Here is a 13,858-nt window from a genome sequence, read left to right on the forward strand (position 1 = left end):
AGGGGAAACAGTGATGGAAGTAATTTTAGCAAAAAATGCAGGCTTTTGTTTTGGGGTTAATCGTGCAATGGATTTAGCTCTAGAAATTGGAGCAGAGCAGGCAGATTCAGTATATACTTTAGGACCATTAATACATAATCCTCAGGCAGTCAGAAAATTAAAATCTGTAGGCATTGAGGTAGAAGATGATGTGGATAAGATAGCTGAAGGAACAGTAATTATCCGTTCCCATGGTGTTCCTCCTAAGGTACTCACTGAAGCCCAAGAAAAGGGTTTAAATGTTGTAAATGCAACCTGCCCTTTTGTCAAGCGTGCCCAAGAGAAAGCCAAAGAATTAATGGAGAATGGGTATGATATTGTTATCAGTGGCGATAAGGATCACCCTGAAGTTATTGCTATTTGGGGCTATACAGACAATCAAGCTATTATTATTGAGGGTGAGTCTGATTTTGATAAATTAGATAAATTAAAGAAGGTAGGAGTTGTAGCCCAAACAACCCAATCCTTAGATAATTTACAGAAACTGACCAATTATCTGTTAGCTCATGTAACAGAGTTAAAGGTTTATAATACAATCTGTACAACCACTGGGGAGCGACAAAATGAGGCTGCAGAGCTCTCTAAGCAAGTCGATTTAATGATAGTAATAGGTGGTTATAATAGTGCTAATACCAATCGTTTAGCTGAAATCTGTTCTGAGAATGGGGCAAAAACATATCACATTGAAAGAGCAGATGAGTTGAAGTTAGATTGGTTTGAAAATATAAAAAAAGTAGGTATTACTGCTGGGGCATCAACCCCCAACTGGATAATTAAGGAGGTTTTAATGATTATGTCTGAAATCAATGAATCAAGAGAAGAAAATTTAGAAGCTAAAATACTAGCTAAGGGTGATATTGTTAGTGGTCAAGTCGAGCAAGTAACAGAAGAAGGTGCTTATGTAAATGTGGGAACTAAAACTGAAGGTTTTATTCCTACTAATGAAGTAAGTAATGTAGGAAAAGCTGCTACAGAGGTACTTGCTGTAGGTGATGAAGTAAAGGTATTTGTTTTAAATCCTGAAGATGAAGAGGGTAAAGCTATTCTTTCTAAAAGAAGAGCAGATAGTCAAAAAGCATGGGAAAAGATTGAAGCTGCTTATGAGAATGGTGAAATCATAGAAGCAGAAGTAAGTAAAGAAGTAAAAGGTGGTTTAGTTGCTGATATTGGATTAAGAGGATTTATTCCTGCTTCTCATATTGCTATCGAATATGTAGAAGATTTGGGTCAATTTGTAGGTCAAACCTTTAAATTAAAGGTGATTGAAGTTGAAAAAGAGAACAATAATATTGTTCTTTCACGTAAAGTTGTATTAGAAGAGGAATTAGCAGAGAAGAAGAAAGAATTGTTTGCTTCTTTAGAAGCGGGGCAAGAGGTTGAAGGGACTGTAACTAAGCTTGTAGACTTTGGAGCCTTTGTTGACTTAGGTGGAGCAGAAGGTCTTTTACATATCTCTGAAATTTCTTGGGGAAGAATTGATCATCCATCAGATGTTTTAGAAGAAGGACAGAGCATTAAAGTTAAAGTTTTAGGTGTTAATGCTGAAGAAGGTAGAATCTCTTTAGGTTTAAAACAGATTCAGCCTGATCCATGGGAAGAGTTCATTTCAGAATATAAGGTTGGAGATGTAGTTGAAGGTAAGATTACTAAAACTGTAGACTTTGGAGCATTTATGGAAATTAAACCAGGTGTTGAAGGTCTAATTCACATCTCTCAATTATCTCACAAACATATTCCTACAGTAGAGGATGCTGTGAGTGTAGGAGAGCAAGTAGAAGCTAAGATTATTAACATTGAAGAGGATGATAGAAGAGTAGGGCTAAGTATTAAAGAGTTAAAGCCTACTCCTGAGCCTAAAGCAAAACCTAAAAAGCAAACAGCGCCTAAGCCACAATTTAGTACTGATGATGAAGGTTCTGGAGTTAAATTAGGTGATGTATTTGGCGATCTATTTGATAATTAATTTGATATAATTGATTAAAAAGCCTTGTTTGCTTAATTAAGCAAACAAGGCTTTTTAATTTATAGTCTAGGATAAAGCTAGTTGCTAGGGTTTAGATATTTAGATAGTTTCTAAACACCTACCAACCTGTCTAACTAATAAACAAAGTGTCTTAAAAAACTAAACTTATGATTGTTATTTCTCTCAACAGATTTCATATCCCTACTTATTAAGCATAAACTTAGAGTAGGGAGGGGAGAGTTGTGCTGAATAAAATTTGGTTTACTATGATTATTATTGGGATAATTATAGCTGCTATCAATGGTAGGATGGAAGAGGTATCTATAGCTATCTTAGAGAGTGCAGAAGATAGTGTGATGATAGTAGTTAAATTAATTGGTCCTATGGCATTATGGCTAGGGATAATGAAGGTCGCTGAAGAGGCAAGACTAACTGATGTTTTAGCAAAATTATTTAAACCACTAGCCAAGATTTTATTTCCAGAAGTACCTAAAAACCACCCTGCTTTGGCTTCGATAATGATGAATTTAAGTGCGAATTTCTTAGGGTTAGGCAACTCAGCAACGCCATTAGGAATTAAAGCAATGCAACAGTTACAGGAATTAAATAGTGGTAAAAGCTCAGCCTCTGATGCTATGTGTACTTTTTTGGTCATCAATACCTCTAGTGTTACTCTGCTTCCTACTACAATTCTTGCTTTACGGATAGGAGCTGGCTCTGCACAGCCAACAGAGATTATAGGAACAACCGTCTTTGCTACCTTCTGTTCAACAGTGGTAGGGATAGTTGCTAATAAAATCTTAATCAAGATAAGTGGGTTGAGGGGTGTATGATTAATCTTATAAATTATTTCTCCCAATGGGCTATTCCCCTAATAATACTTCTGATTTTAATTGCTGCTTTTATCAAGAAGGTCAAGGTCTATGAGGTCTTTACAGATGGTGCTGTTGAGGGGATAGCAGTAGGGGTTAAAATCTTACCTTATTTACTGGCTATGTTGATGGCAATTGCTATCTTTAGAGCTTCTGGGGCTTTAGATATTGTATTGAATCAGTTAGCTAAGCCTTTGAGTATATTAGGGATTCCAAAGGAAGTAATCCCTTTGGCCTTAATTAGACCACTCTCGGGAACTGGTTCTTTGGGAATTGTTACCGATTTAATCAATCAATATGGTCCAGATTCATTTATTGGTAGGCTAGCTTCAACTATGCAGGGGAGTACAGAAACTACCTTTTATGTAGCTGCGGTATATTTTGGTGCTATCGGAATTAAAAATAGTCGCCACGCCATTCTAGCTGGTTTGCTTGCTGATCTAGCAGGATTTCTGGCAGCTGTATTTATTTGTCGATTAGTCTTTGGATAAAAAGAGGATTTTAACTATCGATATTGAATAAGTTATTATGAAATAGTATAATGGATAAATAATTATCAATTAAGTCAAGATTATATTAGATTAATTAATATAAGTAATATGATAGGGGAGAAGATTGATGAAGGGAAGATACGTAGATTTGCATTTGCATACCACAGCCTCTGATGGGAGCTATACCCCTACAGAACTTGTTACTAAGGCCAAAAAGTTAGGCTTTAGTGCAATTGCAATTACAGACCATGATACTGTAGGTGGCATTGAGGAAGGATTAAAGGCTGCTGAAGAATTAGGGATTGAATTAATACCGGGAATTGAAATGAATACTGATTATGAGAATACTGAAATTCATATTTTAGGTTATTACATCGATTATCAAGATAAGAATTTTATAAATATATTAGCTGATTTAAAGGAAGCTAGATATAATAGAATTAGAAAGATTGTCAGCAAATTGAATGATTTGGGACTAGAGATAGCTTTTGATGAAGTCAATAAATTGGCTGATGGAGGTGCTCTAGGTCGTCCACATATTGCTCAAATTATGCTAAATAAGGGATATGTTCAAGAATGGAGTCAAGCCTTTGACCAATATATTGCTAAAGGTGCTCCAGCTTATGTAGAAAGAAAGAAGATAACTCCAAAGAAAGCTATTGGAATTATTAAAGAAGCAGGAGGAGTCCCTGTTATTGCTCATCCTGCCTTAATGGAAAGAGATGATTTATTAAAGACATTGCTAGAATGGGGAATTGAGGGGATAGAGGTCTATCATACTGAGCATGACCGAATTGATAGTCAAAGATATTTAGAGTATGCTAGAGAGAATGATTTATTGGTAACAGCTGGCTCAGATTGCCACGGACCAGAGCGTAAAGGGGAGATCTTAATTGGTAAGATCAAAGCTTCTTATGAACTAGTTGAGAACTTAAAAGCTAAATAAGTTCTATAGGGAATAAAAGTAGAGTTAAAGAGCTATAGTTATCCAGCTTTAGAAGGGAGCTTGGCTTAAGGTAAAGTTGGATAGCTCTACCATAGAATGTCGATAAAGATCAGAATATGCTTTTTTGATTTTTTTCTGTGCTATAATTTTTCAAAATATTTCAAGAAAAGTACTTTGTAGACAGTTAACTAATATTAGTTAATTGTCTATTGTCGATAACTAATATCAGTAATAAATTTAACTATTGACAATAGAGCAATCTAAGTGTATTGAAAGTGATAAAGTTTTTAACTTATTTAAGTTAGCAAGTGTAGTTGAGAAGTTAAGATCGCTTTTTCTAAGAAATTTTGTGGATATAAGGAGTTTAGGACAGAAGCTTTTGAACTAATTAATTTAGTGTGAGTTTTTATTTTGAGTAATTTGTGTTGATTTGCTGTCAAATTGATTTAGGTTTTGAAGTTAATATATCTATAGACACTGTAATTAAATTTCTAAAATATAAGAGACTATAAGGAGGACAAATTATGTTGGAGATTTTGAAACAAGGTGGGGCTACGATCATACCTTTACTATTCTGCTCGGTAGTAAGTTTAGCTGTTGCTTTAGAGCGATTGATTTATTTAAAGAAGGCTAAAGGGAATAACTTTAAACTTCTTGAGACAGTAAGGTTAAAGTTAAGTAAAGGTAAGATGGGTGAAGTGAAGAAGATTGCAATGAATGCCAAAGGACCAATAGCAGGAATGTTAGAAGAGGGGATTAAGTATTATGGTCAAGGGAAAGAAGAGTTAAGAAGTAACTTGGAGTTGATTGGACAAAATGAGATCAAGAAATTAGAAAAGAGATTAGGAGTATTGGATTTAATCGCAACGATATCTCCATTACTAGGATTATTGGGTACAGTCTTGGGGATTATTGATAGCTTTAATATCTTAGCCGGTGCTCAAGGCATGGCGACACCAGCAGCTTTAAGTTCTGGAATCTCTGAAGCTTTAATTAGTACAGCAGTAGGACTAGTTGTGGCTATTCCTACGATGTTAGTCTATACTTACTTATTAGGTTTAGTACAGGATAGAATTGAGGATATCAATTATTGGTTTGTAGATTTGGTTGAAGCTTTAAGCCAAGGTGATAATAATGTTCAAATCTAATTTAAAAAAGAGACCTAACATTCAAATCTTACCTATGATTGATGTTATCTTCTTTTTGCTAGTCTTCTTTATGCTTTTTACAACCTTTAAGACTACTCCAACGGGGTTGGAGATTAATTTACCTAAGGCTAAAACTGTTACTCAGCAGAATGAAGATATCAAATTAACTTTAAATATCGCTGAAAATGGTAAGATTTATTTAGATGGAGATCCTGTTGATGGTCAACTGTTAGAATTTGAAGTATCTAAAATTATTAAAAAATCACCTGATGCTATCTTCATCATCAAAGCTGATAAAGAGGTAAGGTATGAGATGATTATTAACGTAATGGATACAGTCCGTAATTCTGGTGGTTATAGATTAGCATTGGCAGCTAATAAAGAGAAATTGGATTAGGTGATAACTATGGCATATAAGAAGAAACGACAAGGAGAATTTCCTAGGTTCTTTATTATCTCTATGATTATACATGGGCTTCTGTTGTACATGCTATCTTTGATTAATCCCGGTGTTCAACCTGCTTTTCAAAGTGATCCTATAAATTATACAAGTCAGTTAGATCTCCTATATTTAGAAGATGTAGCTGCTGAAAGTCAAGAGCTATCTAAAGAGTATCAAGATAATAGTCAATCGAAAAATAAGGAGCAAGTAGAAGAGGTTGAAGAAAAAAAGAAGGAAAAAGAGAAAGAACCTCTAAAAGAAGTTACTGAAGACGTAAAAGAGGTCAAAGCTTCACCAAAAGAGGTAGAGGTTAAAGAGGTTGAAAAAGAAGAAGCTCCTGAAGTAAAAGAGGTTGCTAAAGCAGCAGAGGTTATTGAAAAAGAGGTTAATATAGAAGAGCAGATAGACCAAGGTAGTGAAGAGAAAGCTGAAAGTCCAAAAGTAGAGGAAAATAATGAAGTTGTAGTAGAGGATAATTCTAAGGAAGATATAATAGAGGAAATAGAAGAAGTTGCTAAGGAGCCTGTTGAAGAGGTTGCTCAAGAGGTTAAAGAAGATGTAGAAGGGGTAATTACTAGTAAGTCAAGTACTGAAGAGATTAAGGTTGCTCAAAAAGAGGTTGAGAAGAAGGAGGAAGTTGCAGCTAAGAAGGAGACGGTGAAAGAGGCTAAAACTGATAAATCTATCAAAAATGAAGAGATTAGTGAAGAAAGTACTAAAGAAATTAGCCAAGAGAATACTAATCAGAGTGAAGATCAACAAGAAGAGGTTAAAGAAGAAGCCAAAGTGCCACCACCACCTCCACCTAAGCCTAAGGATATGGTCATTAGTCAACCAAGACTTAGCTATCCCAAAAATGCACAGAATACAGAGATAGAGGGTGATGTTAAGTTATTGGTAAAGGTTAAAGCTAATGGAGAGATTGATCAAATAGAGGTGATTGAAGCTTCTTCCCATGAACAATTAAATAATTATGCTAAAAGAGCAGTCCAGTATGGGTGGAAATTTAAGGCTGATAAATCCGATTATGAAGTAATGCTAGTAGTTCATTTCCGCTATAATAATGAAGAGCCAGTAAGTATAGACTATGTGGATTTATCCTTTGATTAGAAATGAGGTGTTAGAGGATGAAGAAAAAATTAGGGATAATTCTAATACTACTATTAGCAGTAATATCCTCTAAGGTGAGTGCTAAGGTAGATCAATATGGCAACTTGCAGTTGAAGAATGACTATATTTCTGTGATTGTCAATCAAAATGAGTTTAATAAAGGTAGATTTGCTGTTGATATTACAGGAGGAGATCCAATTAGAAGTGGTGATAATGGCAAGCCATTGCTTTATGGTCATCCTCACCCTTGGACCTCTTATACTACCTTTAGAATAGATAATAAAAACTATATCTTCGGTGGTAAGACTGATAAAAGGGCTGGTCGTAATGGAGAGTATGGTGAGTTAGTCCAAGAGCCTAGCCTTGACAATAATAGAATTATCACCACATATAGATTTAATAAGATAGTTGTCAGTCAAATTTTAAATTTTGTTAAGAGTAGTACTACAGGTCTGCCTGATACTTTACAAATAACCTATCGGGTGACAAATGAAGATGAAGTAGACCATAAAGTAGGTACTAGAATTATGATCGATACTATGTTAGGTGAGAATGATGGTGCTCCCTTTAGGATTATCAATCAAGCAGTTACCAGTGATAGTTTATTTTTAAAGGATGACTTGCCAACTTTTTGGCAAGCCTTTGATGAATTAAGGGATCCAAAGGTAACTGCCCAAGGTACTATTAAAGGTCCTGGAGTGACCACTCCTGATGAGGTTTATTTTGCCGATTGGGGAAGTTTAGCAGATGGTCCTTGGGACTTTGATTTCAAATCTGGAGAAGAGTTCTTACGCAAAGGTGAGTTTGAATTGGACAGTGCTATGGCGCTATTCTGGCAGGAGAGTACCATTAAAGCAAAAGAGACTAAGACTTATGTAACAAATTATGGCTTAGGGGGTATTACTATTGTACCTGGACTGCTTTCCTTAGGTGTTACCTCACCAGCACAAGTAGTAATGGACAACCCTAATAAGACTGTAGAGATTGTAGCTTATATTCAAAATACTGCTGAAATTACAGTAAAGGATGTAAAGGTTGAATTAGTGCTTCCAGATAACTTAGAACCTATAGATAATTATAAGGTAAAAGAACTTGGCAACTTAGCTGCAGGGGAGACTGCACAGGTAATGTGGGAGGTTCGCCCTAAGCGATTGTTCCAGCAACAGGTAGAGTATACAGTCAAAGCAACTGCCAAAAATACCGATGATAACCAAGTAAGTAGAGGGTTGAAATTTGTTGGACCACCTAAGTTATCTTTGAAATTACAGGCACCTAAGAGAATGGAGGCTGAGGATGATTCTTTAGTAGAGGATAGCTTCTATATTAAAGGTAACATTTCAAACTATGGAGCATCAACTGCTTATGGAATAGAGGCTTATTTGGCCTTACCACCTGGTTTAACTTTAAGTAAAGGTGATAAAGAAGAGAAATTTATAGGATTTTTAGAACCTAATGAGAAGATTGAATTACTTTGGAAGGTTAAGCCCTTAGCTTTAGTTGATGGGAAGTTACCTTATTCAATAGAGTTAAGTAGTAGTAATGCTCTTAGTGAAATAGCTAAAAATAGTATCCTGATTCCAAGTTTAAAGCCCAAAGCAAAGATAGAGATTCTACCTAAAAACGGTGGCTATCAGGTTGGTGATTATCTAACTGCCCAGATAAGGCTGAAGAATATAGCAGATTTCTATCGCTTAAAGACCAATATTAGTTATAATAAGGAGGTCTTAGAGGCTATTTATGTCTCCCGTGGAAATCTCTTTATCAATAATGGTAAGTTATTGAGTTGGAATTTACCTGAGGTTTCACAAGATGAAGGTATGATCAAAGGAATTTCTGCCTCTTTGGAGGATGAACAGGATATACAAGATGGTCTAGTAGCCAAGCTCCATTTTAAGATTAAGGTTTTAGGAAGCTTTGATTTATCTTTTGAAGACTTTATAGCTTATGATAAGAATAATAATCAACTAAAATTGGAGAAGGTTAATAATTTACTTAATATTAGGAGGAATTGATTATGAAGGTAAGAAATAGTTTTATTAACTTTATGCTCATCTTTATTTTTGTAGCTACGGCTGCACTCCCGGCTTTTGCTGCTACCAAAATTGATGATATCTCGAGTAGCCATTGGGCATATAAGAGTGTCAAGGAGCTAGTAGAGAAGGGCTATATGTCTTTATATGAAGGCAATGAATTTAAAGGTGAGAATAAGGTAAGTCGTTATGAACTTGCTAAGGTTATTGCTAAGATTTTAAATAACATTGAGCAAGGTCAAGTAGTACCAGAAAAAGGTGATGTGCTTACATTAAAGAACTTGGCTTCAGAGTTTCGTTCTGAGTTGGTAGAGGTTATCAGTCAGAATGAGGATTTAAAGGATGAGGTTAATAAGCTTGATAAAGAGCAGAAGGTTCTTAAAGAGGATGTAGTCAACACCAATTATAGAATCAATCAATTGCAACAAGAGGTTGTTAAGTTACTAAAGAGTTTAAAAGAAGAGGCTGAAAGAACTAAAAAGTTAGAAAATAAGTTAAGCTCTTTAGAGCAGGATAATCAAGTTTTAAAGGAGCGATTAGCTAAGCTAGAAGAAGGCTCAGGAACTCAGCAAGAGATTGATAAATTAAAGAAGAATATTTATTGGTTAACTGGTGGTTTAATAATTTCTCTATTATTATCAGTTAGTAACTAGAAGGTGGGGGGTAGAATGGAGAGAAAGAGTAGAGTTTTTTCAATTATTGCTTTTACTTTGGTATTTCTATTGATAATGCCTTGCCTTGCTTCTCTTTTTGCTCCTTTCTCATATCAGGCTTATGCAGCAGAGGTTTCTAGGGAAGATGCTTATAAAGGTTTAGCCTTTACAGTAGTCTTAATCTATCTTTTTAACAAGTTGTTTGATGATGATCAGACAACGGGAAGGTCAAGTTGGGGTAAAAGTAGAGAGCCTATGAGCTATACTGATGATGAGTTGACTTGGTTAGCTAGAGCGGTTCATGCTGAAGCTAGAGGAGAGCCCTTTGAGGGGCAGGTAGCTGTAGCATCAGTTGTTCTTAATCGAGTGCAGAGTAATAAGTTTCCTAATACAATTTATAGTGTAATTCACCAGAAAAAGCAGTTTAGTTCTGTAGATGATGGGCAGATTTATCTACCACCTAATGAATCATCATACAAGGCAGCTAAAGAGGCTTTTAGAGGAAGTGACCCAACTGATGGTGCTCTTTACTTCTATAATCCTATAACTGCTAATCCAGTAGGGAGGGCTTGGTTAGAAACTAGAGAGAAGACAATTCAAATTGGTAGTCATGTCTTTGCTAGGTAGAATTGAATATTGATATTAAAATAAGTCTCGGGAATTCCCGAGACTTATTTTTCTTTAAAGGAGGAATTTTAGGAATATATAATTTGAAATAATGATAGACGAAACCAATAATAGAAGCTATAAATAAAGGGAAAAATAAATCAGAGTAGAATTAATTTCTAAACAGCAAGTTTGAGTTTAGTTAATTATTGACTAGTATTAATTTATTTTCATAAAATCTTATTGACACTTAGGTAGATATATGTTATATTTTAATAAATCACCACTTTAACGTGATAAAGTAATTAAGGAGGAGGTCTTTTGACATTGATTAAACTACAGAGGCCAGAAGGAACTAGAGATTATTTACCAGAAGTAGCAGAGAAGAAGAGGTATATAGAGGATAAATTACATAATTTATTTAAAGGGTGGGGATATGAGGAAATTATTACACCTACCTTTGAATTTTATGATATATTATCAGCAGGAACAGAAGGGTTACAGACTAAGATGTATAAATTCTTTGATCGTAAAGGTCAGATTCTAGCTTTAAGACCTGAAATGACTGCATCTATTGCAAGGGTAGCAGCCACTAAATTAAAGGATAATCCTTTACCTTTACGCTTATCTTATCAGAGCAATGTCTTCCGTTATACTAGTCCAAGGGCAGGACAATATCGAGAGTTCTATCAGGCAGGAATAGAGTTATTAGGTGTAGGAAGTCCAATGGGTGATGCAGAAGTGATTGCTATGGCAGCTAAAGCTATTAAAGGGTCAGGGCTTAAGAACTTTAAGATAGATATCGGTGATGTAGATTACTTTACTGGGATTATGAAAGCGGCAAAATTAGAGGAAGAAGAGCAGATTGCAATTCGTAAAGCTTTATCCCAAAGAAATGTAGTGGAATTAGAAGAGTTATTAACTGGTACAGAGTTGACTAACAAGCAGAAGGATGCCATTTTATCAGCTCAAGAGCTACGAGGTGGGATAGAGATTATTGAAAAGGCTAAAGGTTTAGTAGATAATCAAGAGTCTTTAGAATCATTGATTAATTTAGAGGAAGTATATCGTAACTTAGAGCTGTTAGGTGTTAGTGACTATATCTGTATAGATCTTAGTGTTGTTCGTAATTTTAATTACTATACAGGGATTGTCTTTGAAGGATACACTAAGGATTTAGGTTATACTATCTGTGGTGGAGGCCGTTATGATAGGCTAGTAAGCAAGTTTGGATATTCAATACCTGCTACTGGATTTGCAATAGGGATCGACCGTTTGTTATTATCTTTAGAGAAGCAGAATTATAACTTTCCTCTTAACAGAGATAGAATATTGGTCTTGATAGACCCAGCTTATAAAGCAGAAGGTTTTGCTATGGCAGAAGAGTTGAGAGAGAAAGGTAAGCAGGTAGAGATTGAGATATTTGGTAGAGAATTAGTAGAAGTTATAGAGTATACAGCTAGTAAAGGCTTAGAATTAAAGGTAGTAGGAGAAGAATTACAGGCTAAGGTTAAGACTTTAGTAGATGGAGAGGAGTAGAGGTATGAATAAATTAACTATTGCTTTACCAAAAGGGCGATTATTTAAATCGGTAGTTCCGATTTTACAGGAAGCTGGAATTGTAAATCGAGACTTTGATGATGATTCACGGAAGCTGGTTTTAACTGATGAAGATAATAATATCGATATTATCTTATCCAAAGCGGTAGATGTGCAGACCTATGTTGAAAATGGAGCAGCAGATATAGGGGTAGCAGGAAAGGACGTGCTCTTAGAAGCGGGGGCAAAGGTCTGTGAGGTATTAGATTTAGGCTTAGGTTATTGTAGATTGGTTGTAGCTTTACCTGTAGATAAAGGTATTACTAATTTAAGTCAATTAGCACCTACAGGACGAGTAGCTACTAAGTATGTCAATGTAGCTCAGCGATACTTTGATCAGAATGGAATTCAGATAGAGGTAGTTAAGTTAAATGGTTCTATAGAACTAGCACCTATTATCGGTTTATCGGATATGATAGTTGATATTACTTCTACTGGAACTACTTTGAAGGAGAATAATCTGATTGAGATTGCTGAAATAGCTGAGTCATCGGCACGTTTAATCGTCAATCAAGTCAGCTATAAGACAGAGTATAAGCGGATTAGAGATATAATTGAGAAGATAAGAGCAGTAATTAGTAATTAGTTATTGGTAACTATTTACTAATTACTAATTATTAATCACCAAATTAAAAAGGAGGTATATAAAGATGTTAAAGATATTAAAAACTACTGATGTGGAAATAGAATCAGAATTAAATAAGGTTTTAAATCGTTCATCCTTTGATAATGAAGCTCAGGTAGAGGCTGTGGCTGAGATTTGGGATAATGTCAAAACTAAAGGAGATCAAGCTATCTTTGAGTATACAGCTCGTTTTGATCAGGTAGACTTAAAAGATAAGGGGTTAGAAGTACAGGCAGAGGAGATTGAAGCGGCTTATAAAGAGGTTGATGATAAATTCTTAAAGGCGATTAGAGTTTCCATCAAGAATGTAAGTGAGTTTCACAGTAAACAGCTGCAAGAGAGCTGGATGGATATTAAAGAGGATGGTGTGATTTTAGGGCAGAAGTTTGAACCTTTAGAAAAGGTAGGAATTTATGTGCCAGGTGGTAGTGCTCCCTTGGTATCTTCGGTAGTAATGAATGGTGCTCCTGCCAAGGTAGCAGGGGTTAAGGAGATAATTATGGTAACTCCCCCTTCTAAGGATGGAGGAATTAATCCTTATACCTTAGTAACAGCAGCAGAGGTTGGAGTCGATAGGATTTATAAGGTTGGTGGTGCTCAAGCAATAGCAGGCTTGGCTTTAGGTACTGAGACTATGACTAAGGTTGATAAGATAGTGGGACCAGGTAATATCTATGTTACTTTAGCTAAGAAGATGGCCTTTGGTTATGTAGATATCGATATGTTAGCAGGACCGAGTGAGGTCTTGGTATTAGCTGATGAGAGTGCTAATCCTCGTTTTGTAGCAGCTGATCTGTTATCACAGGCAGAGCATGATCCGATGGCTTCAAGTATTTTAGTAACTACTTCATCAGTGTTGGCTAAAGAGGTTAACTTAGAATTAGAGAAGCAGTTGGCTAAGCTATCCCGTCAAGATATCTGTAAAGAGTCTTTAGAAAACTACGGTGCTATCTTAGTAGCTCAAGATTTAGAGGAAGCAATAGATTTAACTAATCAATTTGCTCCAGAGCACTTAGAGGTTAAGGTTGATGATCCTTTTGCAATCTTAGGTAAATTAAAGAATGCTGGAGCGATCTTTATGGGAGAATATGCTGCAGAACCGATTGGTGACTATATTGCAGGACCTAACCATGTCTTACCAACTGGAGGTTCAGCGAGATTCTACTCTCCACTGAATATAGATGACTTTAGAAAGAAGTCAAGTATTATCTATTATACTAAAGCGGGATTAGAGAAGGTTAAGGATGATGCTGTTAGAATAGCTGAGGTAGAAGGGTTAGATGCCCATGCTAATAGTATTAAAGTCAGGTTTGAGGGCAGTAACGAGTGACCAG

13 protein-coding genes are annotated in these 13,858 nt (G+C 35.6%); all 13 read left to right on the forward strand.

Going from position 1 to position 13,858, the window contains the following annotated elements; genetic code table 11:
* The first annotated feature begins 13 nt into the window (after positions 1-13).
* The 13 genes from BX659_RS07705 to hisD all read left to right on the forward strand — a co-directional run bounded on the left by BX659_RS07705 (position 14) and on the right by hisD (position 13,854).
* Complete coding sequence (locus tag BX659_RS07705; RefSeq protein WP_097017539.1) at positions 14-2,002, forward strand: bifunctional 4-hydroxy-3-methylbut-2-enyl diphosphate reductase/30S ribosomal protein S1; 1,989 nt, start codon at positions 14-16, stop codon at positions 2,000-2,002.
* 242 nt (positions 2,003-2,244) lie between these two features.
* A complete protein-coding gene (locus tag BX659_RS07710) occupies positions 2,245-2,835 on the forward strand; it encodes a nucleoside recognition domain-containing protein (RefSeq protein WP_097017540.1) in 591 nt (196 codons plus the stop codon).
* Positions 2,832-3,365 carry a spore maturation protein gene (locus BX659_RS07715; RefSeq protein ID WP_097017541.1) on the forward strand — a complete coding sequence of 178 codons (534 nt, stop codon included), beginning with the start codon at positions 2,832-2,834 and terminating at the stop codon, positions 3,363-3,365. Before BX659_RS07710 ends, BX659_RS07715 begins: the two co-directional genes overlap by 4 nt.
* A gap of 127 nt (positions 3,366-3,492) precedes the next feature.
* A complete protein-coding gene (locus tag BX659_RS07720) occupies positions 3,493-4,311 on the forward strand; it encodes a PHP domain-containing protein (RefSeq protein WP_097017542.1) in 819 nt (272 codons plus the stop codon).
* Between the two features lie 524 nt (positions 4,312-4,835).
* Complete coding sequence (locus tag BX659_RS07725) at positions 4,836-5,459, forward strand: MotA/TolQ/ExbB proton channel family protein (RefSeq protein WP_097017543.1); 624 nt, start codon at positions 4,836-4,838, stop codon at positions 5,457-5,459.
* On the forward strand, positions 5,446-5,856 hold the full coding sequence (locus BX659_RS07730; protein WP_097017544.1) for an ExbD/TolR family protein: 411 nt from the start codon (positions 5,446-5,448) through the stop codon (positions 5,854-5,856). Before BX659_RS07725 ends, BX659_RS07730 begins: the two co-directional genes overlap by 14 nt.
* Positions 5,857-5,865: 9 nt before the next feature.
* Positions 5,866-7,011, forward strand: a complete 1,146-nt coding sequence (locus BX659_RS07735; RefSeq protein WP_097017545.1) for an energy transducer TonB — start codon at positions 5,866-5,868, stop codon at positions 7,009-7,011.
* Positions 7,012-7,028: 17 nt separating this feature from the next.
* Entirely contained in the window at positions 7,029-9,023 is a 1,995-nt protein-coding gene (locus tag BX659_RS07740; protein WP_097017546.1) for a cohesin domain-containing protein, read from the forward strand.
* Between the two features lie 2 nt (positions 9,024-9,025).
* The gene (locus BX659_RS07745; protein WP_097017547.1) at positions 9,026-9,694 is read left to right on the forward strand and encodes an S-layer homology domain-containing protein; all 669 of its coding nucleotides are present in this window, start codon (positions 9,026-9,028) and stop codon (positions 9,692-9,694) included.
* A 15-nt stretch (positions 9,695-9,709) separates the two neighbouring features.
* Positions 9,710-10,321 (forward strand): cell wall hydrolase, encoded by a 612-nt coding sequence (locus tag BX659_RS07750; protein ID WP_097017548.1) that lies wholly within the window; start codon positions 9,710-9,712, stop codon positions 10,319-10,321.
* A gap of 300 nt (positions 10,322-10,621) precedes the next feature.
* Positions 10,622-11,839, forward strand: coding sequence for an ATP phosphoribosyltransferase regulatory subunit (gene hisZ / locus BX659_RS07755; protein WP_253250710.1), 1,218 nt, complete (start codon positions 10,622-10,624; stop codon positions 11,837-11,839).
* Positions 11,840-11,843: 4 nt separating this feature from the next.
* Positions 11,844-12,485 carry an ATP phosphoribosyltransferase gene (gene hisG, locus BX659_RS07760; protein ID WP_097017549.1) on the forward strand — a complete coding sequence of 214 codons (642 nt, stop codon included), beginning with the start codon at positions 11,844-11,846 and terminating at the stop codon, positions 12,483-12,485.
* Positions 12,486-12,549: 64 nt separating this feature from the next.
* A complete protein-coding gene (gene hisD / locus BX659_RS07765; protein ID WP_097017550.1) occupies positions 12,550-13,854 on the forward strand; it encodes a histidinol dehydrogenase in 1,305 nt (434 codons plus the stop codon).
* The last annotated feature ends 4 nt before the right edge of the window (positions 13,855-13,858 follow it).

The sequence above is a fragment of the Orenia metallireducens genome (assembly GCF_003001995.1).
GTDB lineage: Bacteria > Bacillota > Halanaerobiia > Halobacteroidales > Halobacteroidaceae > Orenia > Orenia metallireducens_B.